Origin of the sequence: Halomarina litorea (genome assembly GCF_024227715.1) — an archaeon.
Lineage (GTDB): Archaea > Halobacteriota > Halobacteria > Halobacteriales > Haloarculaceae > Halomarina > Halomarina litorea.
Window position 1 is genome coordinate 79733 of sequence record NZ_CP100449.1, and the last position, 16565, is coordinate 96297.

Sequence of the window (16565 nt, forward strand, 5' to 3'; positions counted from 1 at the left end):
CGGGTCGTTATGAATATGGGCGGGTACCTCTCGATACGAGAGACTGATTCAATCTATAATAGTGATGGGCCCGTGCGGACTTTTCACTCGCCCCGTCCAAGGACACGGTATGGACGGCATTCAAATCGACGACGTGGACCGGAGCATCCTGCACCAACTCCAACTCAACGCCCGCCAGACTGATACGGAGATCGCCAAGAAGGTGGATGTGACCTCCACGACGGTCCGAAATCGCCTCGACAAACTCGAAGACGGGGGCGTGATCCGGGGCTATCACCCCGAGATCAACTACGAGCAAGCGGGCTACCCCCTCCACGTCATGTTCGTCTGCACGGTCAATCCGATCAAGCTGGACTCGCTGGCCGAACAGATCCTCGACGTTCGCGGTGTGGTGACTACCCGCGATTTGCTCGGGGGCGAACGGAATGTCCACGTCGAGGTCGTCGCCGACACGGTCGGGGAGATCGAAGAGATCCGCAACGAAATAGCGGACTTGGGCTTGACGATCAACAGTTCTGAGATCATCTCCGAGACGCGGATCCAGTCATGGGACCACTTCTATCCACGGCCGGCCCCCGACGCGCGCCAGGACGACGACAGCGACGACGGGTCTGTCACCAATCAAGGATAATCGAGGATCGCTTGAAATTTTCAAATCTATCCGCGCGCATAGGTCCCGAGCTCACATCATGATTTGAATATTTCCATCGACAACCATTTTTAGTTGGAGTTTCCAAATGTAACAATTATATGAGTAAAAGGGCTTATTCGTTAGCTCGTCCTTGCCACTCTATGGCCCAGTCAACCGAGGCGGTAACCAATACTTTCAGCATATTGGCAAATCCCGTTCGTCGGTACGTCCTGTACTACCTCGACGAGCAGGAGACTCCAGTCTCCCTCGACCGCCTCGCCACTCGGGTTGCTGCCTGGCACACCGACAGCGACCCGGACGCCGTCGACGACGCCACCCTCACCAAGATGCGCACAGCCCTGTATCGCGTTCATCTGCCCAAATTCTCTGAGGCAGGCTATATCGCGTGGGATACGGACTCCCGCACGATTCGGCGAGGACCCAGCTTCGGACGAGAACGCGTCGTTATTCCGGTTGGTGGCCGACCATGAAGACGTACTGCCCGCGGGAGGGCCGTAACCCATGAGCCGGCTTCACACGTGGCTCTCCCGACTCAGTGGGCGCACACAGGCCGAGACACTGCCCACTCGCAACGACTCCGAGGACGAAGTCACCACGGCCCTGTTTTCGTGCTCTGTCTGCGAGAGGACGTACATCAGCAAAGTGATGGACGCCTGCTCAAAGTGTGGAGAGTCAGTCACCCAAATCCCGTCCAAGCGTGAATTAGCCCTCTCAACCACTCGGCCATGACTGACAACACAATGACGGCTGAGCAACGTAAAGCCGAGACGGTAAGTCTGCTGCAGGACCTCGGGCTGAAGGAGTACGAGGCGCGGAGTTTCCTGGCGTTGACCCAACTCTCGACGGGGACCGCCAAGGAAATCAGCGAGATCTCCGAGGTCCCTCGGACCCGGGTTTACGACGCCGTCCGAGTGCTGGAGTCAAAGGGGCTGGTCGAAGTACAGCACTCGAGCCCCCAGCAGTTTCGCGGGGTCAGCATTGAGGAAGCAACCGCGATCTTGCGTCAGCAGTACGACACGCGGATCGACACCCTTCAGTCACACCTCGAAGCGCTCGATCTCCAACCGGAGATCGACGACAGCGACCGAATGCAGGAGGTATGGACGCTGTCCGGCCACGATGGCATCGAGGCCCGGACACACAATCTGCTGGCGGACGCCGAATCGGAGATCGTCCTGCTGGTCGTCGAGGAGGAACTCCTGACGGAGGCGTTGTACGAGTGGCTCAACGACGCAGTCGACCGCGGTGTCGACGTGATCATCGGTGGCGAAACGGACGCGATCATCGCCAAGCTCGATACCGAGATACCATCCGTGAAGGTGTTCGAAACCGAACTGGACTGGCTCCTGGGGCCGGCGAGCGACGACGAGATTGCCATCAGCCGGCTGCTGTTGGTCGACCGCACGACGTTGCTGGTCAGTTCCTTCTACCCGGACGCCGATCCCGATGAATCACACGAGCAGGCGGTCTTCGCTAACGGCCTGGATAACGGTGTCGTCGTCCTCCTTCGCCGGATAATCTCCTCGGGTCTGCTCCCCGTGGCGAACCCGGTGAGGTAGCAAGTCAGCGGTTCTCGGGCTAGACTGCGCGAACAGAGTGATGACTACAGGCACTATACTGAACGAATCTGCCCCACTAATACAGATGTGAGACCTGTTATGTGAGATTCCCTGAATCTGTGGACGTCGGAGTGACTTCCTCTATCAGGTACTATACATCGAAATTCTTATATCTGGGAATACTACTCTCAAGATTATGTCTGAACACCGAATGCCTCGGGCACCCCCTGAAACAAAAAGCGAGCAGATAAAGGAAGCGACCGTCGGATTCGGGAAGGCAATCGGGATTTTGATGCTCGCGGGCATTCCGCTCCAGGCCCTGAACCTGGTCTCGGCGACGATTCCCAGCATCGGTTCTCTGATTTACGGCCTCCAAATACTTTTGGCGCTAATTTGCCTCGTCATTGCGGACACGATGGTGCCACTCTGGGTAAAAGAACGCATCCCAGTCGTCCGGTTCGGCGCGTCAAAGCGAGCGGAGACATACGCAAAGTGGTACGCCTGGTATAGCCTAGGCTGACCCACAGCACCGTTAGGTATGCCTGTCCCCCAGTTCCCAGCATGCTGCATGCACGCTCTGAATCTCGCACGCCGCTCATGACAGCATCTGAGTAGGTTTCAGCGAGCGTGCTGCATGCAGGGCGCGTATTCATCAAGCTTTGTCGGATCGACCGGTACTTCGAAGGAATGTCGGAGGAAAACTTCTCAGACGGTCGGCTCGATGTTCTGGTTGAGGTGGAACACGTTCTCGGGATCGTATTCGGTCTTGATCTCGGTGAGACGCCGGTAGGTGTCCTCACCGTAGGATTCGCGGACTCGTTGGGTGCCGTCATCGGCGTCGAGGAAATTCACGTAGACTCCCTCTCGATGGGGTTCGAGCGCGTCGAAGAACCGACGGGTCCACGCTGTTTCCGACTCGACGTACTTCTCCTCCTCGTCGGGACGCCAGACACCGTTGATGTTGATGTTGTGAGGCGAGCCCCGACCGGTGTAGGCGGTGGCGTCATCATCGACGCGGCTCACCGCTCCGCCGAGATGGAAGAGCACCGAGTACGAGCGAGGCGACTCCGCGGCGAAGGCGTGGTCGACGAACACGTCGATCAGGTCGTCGGACAGTTCCGGCAGATCGGTCGACTTCCAGTAGTAGTGCCATCCATGGAGGACGGTGCTGTCGAGTCCGCCTTGGTGTGCCAAATAGGGCTTGGGGGAGACCAGGTCGAGAAGCGGTGTGCCGTGTTCGCTCAGCGGTCGGAGGACGCGTTCACCCTCGTCGACCGGGCCGGCGTAGCAGGCGTTGATGGCCACGGCGGGTCGCCAGTGAAGCTCCTCGGGGACGGCTGGGAGGGGAGGGATAGTCCCGAACCTGATGACGGTGCCAAGCTCGTCGGGAGCATCCCGCGCGAAGTTGCGATAGAAGCGTAGCACGTCGGCGGTGTCGTCCGCCGCCCAGAACACGGGGCCGGCGAGTACAGTGGGACCGACAGGGTGGAGGGCGAACTCGAAGGAGGTCACGATTCCGAAGTTGCCACCCCCACCGCGCAACGCCCAGAACAAGTCGGAGTGCTCGTCTTCCGAGGCTCGGATGAACTCACCATCGGCGGTCACCACGTCGGCGGAGAGCAAGTTGTCGGCGGTGAGGCCGTGCTTGCGCATCAGCCAGCCAATCCCACCGCCGAGTGTGAGTCCAGCGACGCCGGTGTGGCTGACGATGCCGCCCGTGGTCGCCAGGCCGTGGGCCTGGGTCTCGTGGTCGACGTCACTCCACAGGGCACCGCCCTGTACCCGGGCGGTCCGCGTGCGCGGGTCGACCCACACGGCCCGCATCGCTGAGAGGTCAATGACGATCCCGTCGTCGCAGACGGCGGTGCCGGCAACATTGTGGCCGCCGCCGCGGACCGCGATTTCGAGGTCGTGTTCCCGTGCGAAGTTCACAGCCGCGATTACATCCGCGGTGCCTGCACACTTGGTGATGACCGCAGGATGGCGGTCGATTGTTCCGTTCCAGACCGCACGGGCCTCGTGGTAACCCTCGTCGTGGGGCTGGATCAGGGTGCCCCGAAGCGTTCCTCTGAGGTCGTTAACGGTCACCATGTGTCACTCCCTCTACCACACGAATCGAGTTAGCCGTTACCGTAGCACAAGGTCTGTTGAATACATACTCTACATCTTGCACGTTCCTACTGACAGCTCCCCGGTAGTTCGTTGTGGCACTGCGAGATACAGAGCGCATATCTCCCATGACCCGGGGGAGATTTCCACCTGGAATCAAGATGGAGGGAGGAATATATACTTAATAATCTTACAGAACTACTTATACTCACACCGCGTACAAAACCTCGGAGAAATTATCTTGGCGATTCACGCTACCCCGTTAGACGACAGTGCAGTATCAGACCTTGAGTCGGGGTTCCGCGGTGAACTTCTCACTCCAGAGACCGCGGAGTACGACGAAGCCCGGACAATCTGGAACGCCATGATCGACCGACGACCCGCGCTCATCGCCCAGTGTGCGGGTGTCGCCGACGTCATCGCAGCAGTGAACTTCGCTCGCGAACAAGGCATGCCCGTCGCTGTGAAGGGGGCGGGCCACAACATCGCCGGAGCCGCCATCGTTGACGATGGGCTCGTGATTGACCTCTCGCCCATGAAGTCCGTCCGTATCGATCCAGAGGCGAAGACGGCGCGAGTTGAACCGGGCGTCATACTCGCAGAGTTCGACCACGAGGCGCAGGCGTTCGGCCTCGCCACGCCCGTCGGATACAATTCGACGACGGGCATCTCCGGGCTGACGCTCGGCGGGGGCTTCGGCTGGCTCTCCCGCAAGTACGGCCTCACCGCCGACAACCTCCGAGGAGCGGACGTAGTCACGGCCGATGGTCGGCTCGTCCACGCCAGCGAGGGCGAGAACTCCGACCTCTTCTGGGGGCTCCGCGGCGGTGGTGGCAACTTCGGCGTCGTCACGTCCTTCGAGTTCGACCTCCACGAGGTCGGTCCCGAGGTGCTCTCGGGGCTGCTCGTCCACCCGTTCGAGCACACGGCCGAGGTGATGAAGGCCTACCGCGAGTTCGTCGCCGAGGCCCCTGACGAGGTGACCGCCTGGATGGTCATCAGGCACGCGCCACCGCTCCCGTTCATCCCGGAGGAGTGGCACGGTGAGAAGGTACTCGTCATCGCGGTCTACTACGACGGCGCTCTAACCGACGGCGAGACAGTCCTGCAGCCGCTACGGGAGATCGGCGACCCCATCGCCGACGCGATCGGCCCCCACCCGTACGCCGGTTGGCAGCAGGGGTTCGATGGCTTGCTCACCCCCGGGGCGCGGAACTACTGGAAGTCCCACAACTTCATGGAGTTCACCGACGGGATGATCGACACCTTCGTCGAGTACGGCAAGTCGCTGCCCACATCGGAGAGCGAGATCGCCATCGCCCAGCTCGGCGGTGCGATCAACGACGTGCCCGTGGACGCAACGGCGTACCCCCACCGGGACGCGGAGTTCCTCATGAACCTCCACACGCGCTGGACCGACCCGGCACAAGACGCCGAGTGCGTCGCCTGGGCCCGTGCGTGCTACGACGCAATGGCGCCACACGCCACCGGCGGCGTCTACGTCAATTTCATCCCCGAGGAAGTGGGCGAGGAGCGCGCCGCCTATCGGGAAAACTACGACCGGCTCGTAGAGCTAAAGCGGAAGTACGACCCAGACAACCTGTTCCACCTGAACCAGAACGTCGCGCCGACGGCCTGATTCGATCGCCGGACAGGTTACCCTGATCGTCCCTTCTGCTGAACTCACTCTCTCGTGCTAACAGCCGTTTCAGAGACGAAACGGGGAAATAAATAGCGACTCTTTGCTGAATGCATGCTCCGAGTCGGTCACGAAGTTCCTAACAGAGTCTGGTTGAAGATGTCGATGCGATACCCATCGTCGTTCTCGAGGATGCTGGGCACCGAGTGCTTCGTACTCTTCGTCCGGTTCCTGGACGATATCGTATCCCGATTCGAGGAGCACCGCTTGTAGCTGACTCAGATCGTCGCCGGAGGAGACGATGAGGTCGATGTCTTTGGTCGTCTCTTTGAGTCCGCGAAACGCCATCGATCCACCGCCAATCAAGAAGACGTTGAGTGGGTTGTCCAGCTGCTGACCGATGCGCTCGAGTTCTGAGCGAATGTATGAGCTATCGAATCGCGCCCTCATGGCGTCACCTCGTACTCTTCAGCCAGTTTCTGGAAGTCCTCCCACTCGGGAAGGCGAGACGTCCGTTGGGCACCGCTGGTGTCGAGATACGTGCAGAGGTCGTCGACGACGTCGTCAACGCCGTATGTGACGGCTTGGGCTCGGAGTTCGTCGCTGTTGATGTCGACGTGACTGAGCAAGAGCAGGCAGTATGACTGCGTTCGTGCGCCCGAATCGATCACGAGCATGTGGCAGCACAACATCTCCGGGGAGAGCTCACTCGTCGTCTCCGAGTAGAGGTAGTGTCTGCGGTCACGTGCCAACAGCGGGAGGCCGTATCGCTGGAATTGGTCTGGCCCTGTCGGACTGAAGTGTTCGTCAGCGATTTCAGTCGGCGCTTGGACAAGGAACTCGTCGAGAGATTCCCAGAGAATCGTGTAGGTGATGGTCTGTTCTTCGACAGTCTGGCGGTGGGCGTGATGGGCAAGCTCACGAGCGAATACGCTCAGCGGTTCGAAGCCATCATTCAGTGCGTACGCCCCGTCGTCAGTCTGATAGATGATTCCACGGTGCTGAAGCGGGGCAAGCGCGCGGTGGACGGTACTTCTGTGGACGTCGGCGCGGCGTGCGAGTTCGGTCACGGTCCGTGGAGTATCGAGGTAGTAGCACACGCGGAGGGCTGATCCCGACATCAGCTCCGGCCAGTCGATGTGTGAATACTGCTGCGTGAGGTCCGTGAGTAACTCGAGAGCCTTTGCGTCCGACAGTCGAATCTGCTTTGTTTTCCCTTCTCGGCGTGTCTCGACGAGGCCAGCCGTTTCGAGGCGTTCGATGAGTTCTGAGGTGTAGCTGAGACTCCGATCGAGATTCGTCGAAAGGTCAGAGACCGTCTGCTCACCGTGGAGGGTAGTAAGGGCGCGAACCTCGCCTTCTGTGAGCATACTGTTGCATACTAGCGAACCAATATATGAATCAGTTCGGTATTTTGCAACACTCGACTGAGTCAGTCGAGATGGGAACGTACAGGGTGAAAGCCCTCGGCCGTTCACGGACGGGACAGACGCGCCGGCTAGTCGCTATCGGCGTCGAGGAGGTCCCACTCCTCGCGCATCAGTTCTCGGACGCCGTGGTCGAGTATCCCATCACCGAGTGAGGTGGCCTGATAGTACGAATAGAGGCCGTCAGTGTCGGGCTGTTTCCGCTTTCGATTCTCGACGAGCCCAACGTCGATGAGCGTGTCGAGATGGTAGTGGAGCGTGTTCGACGGGAGGTCCAGTCCCTCTTCGAGTTCCTCTGCACTGTGGGCCCCCTGTTCGGTCAGGACGTGAAGAATCCGAAAGCGAGTCTCGTTCCCGATCGCTCGCTGCATGTCCAGATAGGCTTCGAGAGAGAGGAGACTGTGTTCCGGCAAGAGTCCTGCCAGATCGTCTGCGTCGGGGGAGGAACGATCGGTTTCGGACATACACAGTACTTACACAAGCAGGCGCATAAGCGCTTGCTGACTCAACAGCTTGCATCTCCCCGTATGACGACCGCGATGCTCTCGTCCGTCAGCTCTGGTTGCTCGTCCGGGATCGCGCGCGACGCGAATAACGTGGCAACCCCCCACAACTCGAGGGACAGCCTCCCTGTCCTGTTCGCTTCCTCCCGTCTTGTGACAGTCCAACACGCCGCACTGTAGGGGGTGTCCCGAATAGTCGGTCATTCGTACCGAGCAGGGTTTTCAGACCCTCCACAGCAGCGTATCCAATCGGATGCCTTCACCGAGTCCCCATCATCAAAACGACGATATAATCGGACGCCCCCGACCAAGAGGCGTTACGCGCCGTCGATCGACGAACACTGACAGAACCCTTCGAGTTGTGGATCGAACGTGACGATGTGCTCGTGAACCGTTGTGGCGACTCGCTGCATCGCACGAGCCTGTTCCTTCGTCGTAACAGTCGTCCCGTAGTAGTGTTCCGTCCGGCGTGCATCGTACAGGGTTTTGAGCGACTCGATCGTGCTGTCTTCCAGCGGAACCTGTCCCTTCGCGAACTCGTAGGGTGATGTATGATCCCGTAACTCCCTCGCGTCAGTCCCAGTCATCGCTAGCAAGTATCCCTGAAGCGTGTGCTCGATGACGATGAACGAGTGTTCGAGAATCGCCCCGTAGTACTCGCCCAGTGCATCGATTCTGTTCGTCAGCTCGATCAACCGGCAGGCTTTCTGGATTTGGACCTCCCCGTCGCTGGCATCGGGACCGGGGTTCAGTGTGGGCTCGAACGTCGGTTGCCCATGTGCGTGGCCAAACGCGTCTTCGGCTGCCGAAATCTCCTCGAGCAAGTGCGTTGGGTCACTCATGATCGAGAACCTCCTGCTTGACGCGGTCAAGCGTCTCTGAGGACAGCAGGGTGATTCCCGTCCCGAACAGCCGCTCCGTGTCGACGCGCTCTAGTTGATTGATGATCGATTGGGGCGTCTCGACGAGGATCTCGAACGAATACCGGTGTGCAGAGGCCCGGTCCTGGCCATCCGCTTCGAGGGTCTCTTTCAGGTCGGCCCAGCCGCTTTCGAAATCGGTGTTCACTGCGTCTGCGACCGCAATGGTTGGCGGAATCTGGAGTCTCTCGAGGCGTTTGGCGAGTTTGTTCGCCTCGTGTCGTTGCTGCATATGATCGCCACCGACGAGGACCCAGAGGTCGATGTCCGACTGGCGATCGGCCTCCCCCCGGGCAACGCTTCCGAACAGGATGATACCCAGGACATCGTCGAGTTCGTCTTCCAGATAGTGGTACGCGACGCGCACGGGCGTCTGGAAGTTCGTTTGTGGGATGCTACGGATCGGGTCGTCCGGGTTGTCGAGTCGATTTCTGTTGATGTGGACCCGCCGCGCATTGCCCTTGTGAAACGTCTCGACAAGCTCATTCGCCTCAAGGACGTCGACAGCTTCGCGGGTCGCCCGCTCGCTGAGGGGAACGACCTTCGAGAGTTGTCGAAGTGAGACGTTGATACTGGGATTGTCGCTGAGGAAGTTGAGGATATATGTCGTGGCACCATGCTTGAACAGGTCGGCATCTCGAACAGGAAGCGCGAGTTCGATCGACATTCCCCGATCCGAGTCGGGGGGGTCACCTGGGGCTTCTGTTGAACTGTGATTCTGCATACGGCATTGCAGCACACCAAACTATTTATACTTTATATTTAGTTGGTCGGGAGGCTGAGCCCGGATACGACGACTCATGTTCGAGACAGGCCAGAGGTCAAGATAATAGCACCTCTCACATCGGTCGTCCCTCGTACTTGACCATGAGGGAGCAGTCGGTTGGGCCGAGCATACCGAGACGCGAGACTGCGATGAGGTTAAGGCTCGGTAACCTCATGTGCTCGGGGTTCGTTGCCGCACGTATGGCCGACGGCTCATCCGCATCGGCGTCGGGTGCCGACGATGGGGACGCGATTGACTCCCTCACGGCCGACCTCTTCGGCGAGCCCGCGCTCCTCGACCTCGATGCACATCTGGAGTTGTTCGAGGAGGTGGCCGCACGCCCCCGGTTCGCCGTGCTGTACGCCCTCCAGCAGGACGGTCGGTTGAGCGCGAAGGAACTCGGCGAGCGCCTCTGTCGGAGTGAAAACGGGTTGCACTACCACCTCGATCGGTTGGTCGACGCCGGGCTCGTGGCCAACCGTCGTCAGTCGGTCCCCGACCGAGACGGGTTGTACTCGTATTACGAACTGACTGGGCTCGGTGCGGACCTCATCGACGCCGTGACGGCGTTCATCGGTGCCGAGAAGACCGCACTCGAGGAGTACTGACACCCACGCACGGCGACCACGACTGCACACCTGGTCAATGACATCCAGCACTAGTTCCTCGACCGAGGTCGACGAGGCGGTCCGTCGACTCTACGAGCGGTAGGCGGCCGAGACCGACGAGGAACGCCGCGTGCCGCCCTTCGCTTGCTCACGGTTCCCGCTGGTCACCGTTCGCTACTGAGGCGCGATCGCAGGGATCATGAGCCAACATCCACCCCAGTAATAGAGTTTCGAGAAAGCACACAGTCAGCGAACGAGCGTTTCGGTGCGGACGCTCCCGCCGAGTGGACGCCTCACGCCGTCGACGAGGACGAACACCGCAACGATCACCCGAGTTCCACCTGCGATTTATATGACCCGAGGACGTGGTTTCGAGTAATGCGAACCGCCGAGTCGACCACGCTCGATGCCTCCCTCGATCTCGACGCCCTCCAGGCTGTCCTTCGGGAGCATCCGGTCCGACTCGCGGTGCTCTTCGGTTCCCACGCCGCCGAGACAACCCACGCCACGAGCGATATCGATCTCGCAGTCGAGTTCGACGACCACCGGCCCTCCGACCCGGACTACAACGACGTCTTTCTCGGGTTGAGCGCCGACCTCAGTGACACACTCGAGACGAATGACGTCGATCTCGTCGACCTCCATGCGGTCTCGCCAGCACTCGCAGCAGCAATCTTCGAGAACGGCGTCCTACTCGTCGGTACAGCGGAGCACGCCGCCGAGCGTCGCCGCCAGCTCACGGCGTCCGCGGACGACCAGCAGTCACCACGCGACCGGCTCGACGCGGCTCTCGAACGGATCGATGACCATCTCGGCGACCGTGATGCTGGAGTGCCAGCCGCAGGGGAGGCAGAGAACGACGGATGACGGGCGAGGGACTGCCGGCGGATCGCCTCAACCGAATTCTGACCGCTGTCGAAACCATCGAGGAGAGCCTTGGAGTCCTCGCTCGCAAGCAGCGTGTCAGTCGGGCGGACTACAAGACCGATTCGGATACGCGCGATATCGTCGAGCACCGCTTCGTGAAGATGACCGAAGCTAGCATCGATATCGCCGAGGAACTCGTCAAACACGAGCGCGGCCAGCCACCAGCCAGTAATCCAGCGTCGATGCGCACGCTCGGTGAGTTGGGTGTTCTCTCGGGGGCACTGGCCGAGGAGATGGCGCAGGGCGCTCGGTTCCGGAACATGTTGTCCCATACCTACGGGAGCATCATCGACCACGACGTCGTCTACAACGCCCTCCAGGACCTCGAGCGCTACCGAGCCTTCGTGCAGGCGGTTCGGGATCATCTCGATTCAATCGGCGCACTCGACGACTGAGTTCGTGGAGTGAGAATGGTAGCTCGTAGAGCTGACTGTCGACACCTGGGGCATACGATCCGGTGCTGACGTGACGAACAGGAGCTGCTGACTGTTCACTGTTTCCCGGACATTGAAAGCCCTCGACCGTCCGGTATCCCGAGACCCACGCTGCGTGCCTCGTTTCACTCGCTACTTGTGGGCTCGGGGAACGACCGGGACGATTTCGCCCGTCCTGAGTCCGCCAGGAGTGGTCGTCACGCATCTGTTGACGGAGTTCCGTCCCTCGGACCCAGTCGCCATCTCGAACAAGCACCGTCAGCATCACCTTCTGTCGGTCAGTCAGGTTCTTAAAGAAGCCATCAGGGAGTATCGTGTTAGATATTATTTCACTCATCTTGAGAATCCGCCGTCTGATTACTGTTGGGGTGAAATGCGAGTAGCTACAGAGATGAGGAACAGATCATACCGACGCGGCTACTGTATGGTTGCGTTTGTTCGCCCCCGAAGGGTGCGGCGCAAGTCATACTGGCTCGCCTCGATTCGACCAATGGCGACGAGAGACATCTACATGTGCACGTTCGATGAGGATGTACCGACTAAAACCAACACGACGCCGTTCTGCCCAGAGTGCGATGGCGTTGTCCGAACGAACAGCGTCGAGACTGCCTGCGAGGATTGTGGGCTAATCATCGACGAGCAGCTGATCGACCACGGGCCGGAGTGGCGGGCGTACGACGAGGGCGAATGCGAGCGAACGGGTGCACCGCTCACGTCAGCACGCCACGACCGAGGCCTGTCGACCGAGATCGGGCGGAACGTGGATGTGATCGGCAGTGACCTCTCGGGACGGAAACGACGACAGCTAGGGTGACTGCGACGTGAGCACCGGCGTGGGAAGTTCCGGTCGACCGCCGAGCGGAACCTCGCGCACGGGCTGGGCGAGGTCCGACGCATCGCCGGGGCACTCGGCCTCGCCGAGACGATTCGCGACCAGGCGTGTCAGCTGTTCCGGAGCGCGCAGTCGGACGGGCTGTTCCCCGGTCGGCCGATCGAAGCGATGGCCGCCGCAAGTGTCTACGGTGCCTGTCGGTGCAACGGCTGTTCGCGAACGCTTGACGACGTTGTCGTTCCAGCGCGAGTCGACGAGACGAGCGTCCGCAGCGCCTACAAAGTACTCAACCGAGAACTCGGCCTCCCCGCGAAGCCCATGACCCCGAGTTCGTTCGTTCCCCGACTGGCGTCAGCACTCAACGTCGCGAACGACGTGCGACATCGAGCGCGAAGTCTCGCAGAACAGGTGGATTCGGCGGGTGCAGTGACAGGCGTCAGTCCGTCCGGCGTCGCCGCGGCCTGTCTCTACGACGCGCTTCGTGACCACGAACGAGAGGTGACGCAGGCGACGGTCGCCGAAGCAGCGAACGTCACGGCGGTCACGGTGCGAACTCACTGGAAGACACTCCAGGATGTGGCGCACTGACCCGCGGAGCGCGGTCGCAGTCTTTCCAGTCTGAGGGGTAGCTGGAAGCGAATATTCATGAAGCCGGGACGGCGTCATCAAAGACGAACCAACGACACGAACTACGACGGAATTGAGATTTTTCAATCGGTGAAGCGAGTCGTCTACAGACACCAGCTTGCCAGGCAACAGGGGGTTAATCGACGGCCAACAGAACTACAGACGGCGTCGCCCGAGTCACGTCGTGCGGGGCTGTCAGCGGCCGATTCGTCTGTCCATTCCATCCCCGTTTTCGACCGTCTCTGCTGGAGGCGTGCGTATCGACACGCCACCCTGACCGAGTCGTGGTGTCCAACGGCCACGGACTCGACGCAGGGGTGAGCTCATTCTCGCTTCCGTGATCGTGGTGGCGTGTCCTCTCACGATGGGACTCGAAGACGAGACGATGCCCGTTGCGAGTGCCTGCTATTTAGTGCCGCGAGCAGGAAACTGTCGTCGCATCTGACAAGGTGTTATGAGGGGCTAGTCGTTAGCACCGGTACCCTGCGCCGATATGTCTCGCAATCCGCCGACGCCACTTGGTCCAACTGCTACGGAGGCCCTCGAGCACCTCAGCGAGCCGCTCGAAGAGCACGACGGGTTGACTCGTGAGGAAGCGACAACGGTACTCACCGACGGTGATTTCGATGTAATCGATGCGCGGGACACGATCGAGCGACTTCGCCTTCGTGGCTATCTCTACGAGGTCGAGGGACAGCTCTTCTTGACGCCGACGCGGTGAGCCGCCTGCGGGGCTTCAACCCCTACAGTGTCTCTGTACGAGTTCCTTGTTCAGGCTGTCTGTAGACTGTTTCAGGGGCAGGCTGACAAGGGCTTTTGTCGACCCTCGACTCTGGGTTACTCCCGGGGGGGTCGACGGAACTACGTGAACAGACTACGTTACAGCAGGACCGTAGACGAGTGAAAGCTAATTACCAATGATGGTGAGCAGTATCTCGACGGCGAACTCGACACGGGAGAACTCGACGATAACAGTGAAACGCGCGCTTCGGCGTGACGGCGGAGGATTCTTGTCGCCGTATATCGGAATACACAGTATGAGTAAGACGATTCGCGTTTCGGATGACTACCACGCGTATCTGAAAGCGCACAATCGTGAGGGCGAGACGATGGAAGAGACGCTACGGCGGTTGACGGGCGGTCCACGGCCAGAGGATGTGGCGGGCATCCTCTCGGAGGAGACCGCCGAGAGGATCAAAGAGCGCGTCGAGCGCAAACGCGAGCGAGGCATCGAGTCGAAAGCGGACGTTCGCGAGCGGTTTTCGTGATTCTCGATACCTCGTTTCTCATCGACCTGTTTCGGGGGCAGGACGCCGCGTTTCAGAAGGGGAGTGAACTCGTAGCGGCGGGTGCCGTCCAGCGGGTCCCCGCGCCGGTGGTCGCGGAACTCGCCTACGGGGTCGAGATGGAGGGAACCAACGCGGAGCGCCGGAAGTTCGACAACGCGATGGCGATGTACCCGGTCGTCACGCAGACACGCGAACTCGCGCGACTCTCGGGCGAACTTCTCGCGAAGGCCGACCGTACGGACGGTGGAGAGAGTGGCATCGACCCGATCGACCCGATGATAGCGGCCGTCTCGGTCGTCGTTGGTGAACCAGTGCTGACGGACAACGTCGACCACTTCAAGCAACTGGGTGTCGATGTCGAGACGTACTGACGATCAAGCGTACTTCTGTGGAACCGGCTTGTAGCGGGCCCTGTCCTATATTTCAGCAGGACCGTAGACGGGTTGAAGCATCACCGGATGGGGCGTCCACAACGGGACGTCCCGTATCGCAGCCGGTCCGTCGATGAGGTACATCCGAGTGTAAGCGGCCCGCTCGGTGGCTCAACTGCCATTACAGGAGACCCATCGAATAGCTCCGCCTGAAAGGCGATCTCTACCAGGTCGAAAATCAGCTGTTCCTCACCCCGAACAACGAGCGCTCTGCTGGCCGTAGCGCCATCCCAAAAGGTATCCGTCAGACACTGTGACTCACCTACATGGATGGTGGGGATATCCGAGAGCATGCGGTGAGGCTCGTCGAACGCGAGACAGCTACGACGATCGAATCGACGCGCATCGCTGAGCAACTGACGACGAGCGAGGGCAGCGCACTCGTCATCGCTGTCGAAACGACCGACGAGACCTACTGGGTCGTCGACGACGGGCGCCGTACCGCGTGCTATCCCGCCGCCAGCCACGACTCAGCCAATACCGTCCTGACCGACCATATGACCTCCCAGTCGTGGTGACAGCGTGGCTGTGCCCAACTAATCGAGGTCGACCGACCTCCTAGGCTCGTTCCCACCGACGACGATGAATCCGCGTCAAGCAACGGGCGTTCCGGTTCCGATATCGAACGGGAGAGGATCTGGCGGTCACGCTCGTGACCACGCAGGCCGATAGGGCACTGATCGGCCAATAGACCGACAATCAGAACTATCGGAATCCTCAGTGCAGGGCTGTCAACGGCGATGTTGTCTGTCGATTCCACCCGTTTTTCGCCGCGTCTGAACCGATAGTGCAGACGGACATGCCGCCCCGACCACGCCGTGGTGTCGAATTGCCACTGGCCTGATGGAGATCAACTCATTTCCACGTCCGAGAGTGGTAAGCGACGTATCGACACAGCACGGACGTCACCGGTCAGATTAACCAACAGGAGCGGGATGCAGTTCCGATTGGTCTTTTTGCCGGGAATGCGACACCGATACTGCTGCTGAAGCTACTGTTACCTGTCGTCAGTAGTGTCTGGATCGATTGTCCCGTTGTAGCCTGAAAAGACCAAGTTCTGTTGGTTAAGGTGAGAGAGTAGCCAGGGTGTAGCGTTGACAATCGCTCGCAGACGACACGTTCTTTCATGCCGATTCGCGGTGACGCACCCGTTAGACTTGTGCCGCCGATGTATCAGTTCGGTCGCTCAGCAGTGAATCAGCTACCGGTACCCGTTCGGTCCTGTGTGTGGACCGGGTCGTGGGAGGAATCGTGGCCGAGTGGCCCGTGGGGCGCATGAGGCGCGTGCCCGACGTGGTGAGCGTGATTCACCCAGTTGTCGTCGTGCTGATGCCCCCCCAGTCGTTATCGACTCCCCAGTTGTCACAGACGTGGCCGATGGTCGCGACCGGATCTGTGAGTGTATCCGCACTGTGAACCCCCGCGGTTGCAATAGTAGTCAGCGCAAGCCCTATCAGCAGTATCTCCACGCCACCGATGACTGCTCGAACGAGATTCAGGGTTCGCCTCACCTACTAGATGGTTGTCGATACGGGGAGATAGGACCTCCGCCGTTCTCACGTACCGAGAGTGACCTGCGACGTCTCACTCGCGGGACGGAGGTCGACTGTGAACGACTATGGTACGACTCTGACGACCGGTACTGTCATGTCATTCACCAGCTAAGCTCAGTGCCGATGCCTGAAGGACGACATCGGTTACATCGTCATCGGAAGCCACAGTCGTGGCGAGCTGGACCGTGCGATGCTGGGGAGCGTCGCAGAGACAGTAATACGACGTTCGAGGATTCTGGTGACAATCGTTCGATGAGTGCCTCTCGCCGGGGTGTCTCTGTGGTTCCTA

17 protein-coding genes and 2 pseudogenes are annotated in these 16565 nt (G+C 60.1%); 13 read left to right on the forward strand and 6 right to left on the reverse strand.

Annotation, left to right across the window (positions count from 1 at the left end):
- Positions 1-109 precede the first annotated feature (109 nt).
- The 4 genes from NKG96_RS17550 to NKG96_RS17565 all read left to right on the forward strand — a co-directional run bounded on the left by NKG96_RS17550 (position 110) and on the right by NKG96_RS17565 (position 2731).
- A complete protein-coding gene (locus tag NKG96_RS17550) occupies positions 110-631 on the forward strand; it encodes an Lrp/AsnC family transcriptional regulator (RefSeq protein ID WP_254538429.1) in 522 nt (173 codons plus the stop codon).
- Positions 632-792: 161 nt separating this feature from the next.
- On the forward strand, positions 793-1122 hold the full coding sequence (locus tag NKG96_RS17555) for a DUF7344 domain-containing protein (protein ID WP_254538431.1): 330 nt from the start codon (positions 793-795) through the stop codon (positions 1120-1122).
- Positions 1123-1392: 270 nt separating this feature from the next.
- On the forward strand, positions 1393-2211 hold the full coding sequence (locus tag NKG96_RS17560) for a TrmB family transcriptional regulator (RefSeq protein ID WP_254538572.1): 819 nt from the start codon (positions 1393-1395) through the stop codon (positions 2209-2211).
- A gap of 196 nt (positions 2212-2407) precedes the next feature.
- Positions 2408-2731, forward strand: a complete 324-nt coding sequence (locus NKG96_RS17565) for a hypothetical protein (protein ID WP_254538432.1) — start codon at positions 2408-2410, stop codon at positions 2729-2731.
- 185 nt (positions 2732-2916) lie between these two features.
- Here the strand turns inward: NKG96_RS17565 and NKG96_RS17570 are convergent, their stop codons facing one another.
- Positions 2917-4302 (reverse strand): FAD-binding oxidoreductase, encoded by a 1386-nt coding sequence (locus tag NKG96_RS17570; protein WP_254538433.1) that lies wholly within the window; start codon positions 4300-4302, stop codon positions 2917-2919.
- A 259-nt stretch (positions 4303-4561) separates the two neighbouring features.
- Between NKG96_RS17570 and NKG96_RS17575 the strand changes: the two genes are divergently transcribed.
- Entirely contained in the window at positions 4562-5959 is a 1398-nt protein-coding gene (locus NKG96_RS17575; RefSeq protein WP_254538573.1) for an FAD-binding oxidoreductase, read from the forward strand.
- A 137-nt stretch (positions 5960-6096) separates the two neighbouring features.
- On the opposite strand, the pseudogene NKG96_RS17580 reads toward NKG96_RS17575, so the two are convergent.
- From NKG96_RS17580 to NKG96_RS17600, 5 genes and pseudogenes are all read right to left on the reverse strand, one after another.
- Positions 6097-6409, reverse strand: a pseudogene (locus tag NKG96_RS17580) (hypothetical protein); the annotation flags it as partial.
- Positions 6406-7329 (reverse strand): ArsR family transcriptional regulator, encoded by a 924-nt coding sequence (locus NKG96_RS17585; protein WP_254538435.1) that lies wholly within the window; start codon positions 7327-7329, stop codon positions 6406-6408. The pseudogene NKG96_RS17580 and the gene NKG96_RS17585, both read right to left, overlap by 4 nt.
- Positions 7330-7457: 128 nt before the next feature.
- Positions 7458-7850, reverse strand: a complete 393-nt coding sequence (locus NKG96_RS17590; RefSeq protein WP_254538436.1) for an ArsR/SmtB family transcription factor — start codon at positions 7848-7850, stop codon at positions 7458-7460.
- Between the two features lie 356 nt (positions 7851-8206).
- Positions 8207-8731: a DUF8154 family protein gene (locus tag NKG96_RS17595; protein ID WP_254538437.1), complete on the reverse strand. Its 525-nt coding sequence runs from the start codon at positions 8729-8731 to the stop codon at positions 8207-8209.
- Positions 8724-9533, reverse strand: coding sequence for a nucleotidyltransferase domain-containing protein (locus NKG96_RS17600; RefSeq protein WP_254538438.1), 810 nt, complete (start codon positions 9531-9533; stop codon positions 8724-8726). Before NKG96_RS17600 ends, NKG96_RS17595 begins: the two co-directional genes overlap by 8 nt.
- Positions 9534-9676: 143 nt before the next feature.
- Between NKG96_RS17600 and NKG96_RS17605 the strand changes: the two genes are divergently transcribed.
- The 8 genes and pseudogenes from NKG96_RS17605 to NKG96_RS20945 all read left to right on the forward strand — a co-directional run bounded on the left by NKG96_RS17605 (position 9677) and on the right by NKG96_RS20945 (position 16532).
- On the forward strand, positions 9677-10183 hold the full coding sequence (locus NKG96_RS17605; RefSeq protein ID WP_254538440.1) for a helix-turn-helix domain-containing protein: 507 nt from the start codon (positions 9677-9679) through the stop codon (positions 10181-10183).
- A gap of 378 nt (positions 10184-10561) precedes the next feature.
- Positions 10562-11050, forward strand: a complete 489-nt coding sequence (gene mntA, locus NKG96_RS17610; RefSeq protein ID WP_254538441.1) for a type VII toxin-antitoxin system MntA family adenylyltransferase antitoxin — start codon at positions 10562-10564, stop codon at positions 11048-11050.
- Positions 11047-11505 carry a type VII toxin-antitoxin system HepT family RNase toxin gene (gene hepT, locus NKG96_RS17615; RefSeq protein WP_254538442.1) on the forward strand — a complete coding sequence of 153 codons (459 nt, stop codon included), beginning with the start codon at positions 11047-11049 and terminating at the stop codon, positions 11503-11505. Before mntA ends, hepT begins: the two co-directional genes overlap by 4 nt.
- Before the next feature lie 529 nt (positions 11506-12034).
- A pseudogene (locus NKG96_RS17620) lies at positions 12035-12964 on the forward strand (transcription initiation factor IIB).
- Positions 12965-14040: 1076 nt separating this feature from the next.
- A complete protein-coding gene (locus NKG96_RS17625) occupies positions 14041-14271 on the forward strand; it encodes an antitoxin VapB family protein (RefSeq protein WP_254538444.1) in 231 nt (76 codons plus the stop codon).
- Complete coding sequence (locus NKG96_RS17630) at positions 14268-14663, forward strand: PIN domain-containing protein (protein WP_254538446.1); 396 nt, start codon at positions 14268-14270, stop codon at positions 14661-14663. Before NKG96_RS17625 ends, NKG96_RS17630 begins: the two co-directional genes overlap by 4 nt.
- A gap of 356 nt (positions 14664-15019) precedes the next feature.
- Positions 15020-15241 carry a hypothetical protein gene (locus NKG96_RS17635; protein WP_254538447.1) on the forward strand — a complete coding sequence of 74 codons (222 nt, stop codon included), beginning with the start codon at positions 15020-15022 and terminating at the stop codon, positions 15239-15241.
- A 1189-nt stretch (positions 15242-16430) separates the two neighbouring features.
- Entirely contained in the window at positions 16431-16532 is a 102-nt protein-coding gene (locus NKG96_RS20945; protein ID WP_256558123.1) for a universal stress protein, read from the forward strand.
- Positions 16533-16565: the final 33 nt, after the last annotated feature.

Excerpts from the sequence above, each read along its gene's own strand:
- NKG96_RS17550 (WP_254538429.1), top strand. The coding sequence starts at position 110 with ATGGACGGCATTCAAATCGACGACGTGGACCGGAGCATCCTGCACCAA.
- NKG96_RS17555 (WP_254538431.1), top strand. The coding sequence starts at position 793 with ATGGCCCAGTCAACCGAGGCGGTAACCAATACTTTCAGCATATTGGCA.
- NKG96_RS17560 (WP_254538572.1), top strand. The coding sequence starts at position 1,393 with ATGACGGCTGAGCAACGTAAAGCCGAGACGGTAAGTCTGCTGCAGGAC.
- NKG96_RS17565 (WP_254538432.1), top strand. The coding sequence starts at position 2,408 with ATGTCTGAACACCGAATGCCTCGGGCACCCCCTGAAACAAAAAGCGAG.
- NKG96_RS17570 (WP_254538433.1), bottom strand. The coding sequence starts at position 4,302 with ATGGTGACCGTTAACGACCTCAGAGGAACGCTTCGGGGCACCCTGATC.
- NKG96_RS17585 (WP_254538435.1), bottom strand. The coding sequence starts at position 7,329 with ATGCTCACAGAAGGCGAGGTTCGCGCCCTTACTACCCTCCACGGTGAG.
- NKG96_RS17590 (WP_254538436.1), bottom strand. The coding sequence starts at position 7,850 with ATGTCCGAAACCGATCGTTCCTCCCCCGACGCAGACGATCTGGCAGGA.
- NKG96_RS17595 (WP_254538437.1), bottom strand. The coding sequence starts at position 8,731 with ATGAGTGACCCAACGCACTTGCTCGAGGAGATTTCGGCAGCCGAAGAC.
- NKG96_RS17600 (WP_254538438.1), bottom strand. The coding sequence starts at position 9,533 with ATGCAGAATCACAGTTCAACAGAAGCCCCAGGTGACCCCCCCGACTCG.
- NKG96_RS17605 (WP_254538440.1), top strand. The coding sequence starts at position 9,677 with ATGAGGGAGCAGTCGGTTGGGCCGAGCATACCGAGACGCGAGACTGCG.
- mntA (WP_254538441.1), top strand. The coding sequence starts at position 10,562 with ATGCGAACCGCCGAGTCGACCACGCTCGATGCCTCCCTCGATCTCGAC.
- hepT (WP_254538442.1), top strand. The coding sequence starts at position 11,047 with ATGACGGGCGAGGGACTGCCGGCGGATCGCCTCAACCGAATTCTGACC.
- NKG96_RS17625 (WP_254538444.1), top strand. The coding sequence starts at position 14,041 with ATGAGTAAGACGATTCGCGTTTCGGATGACTACCACGCGTATCTGAAA.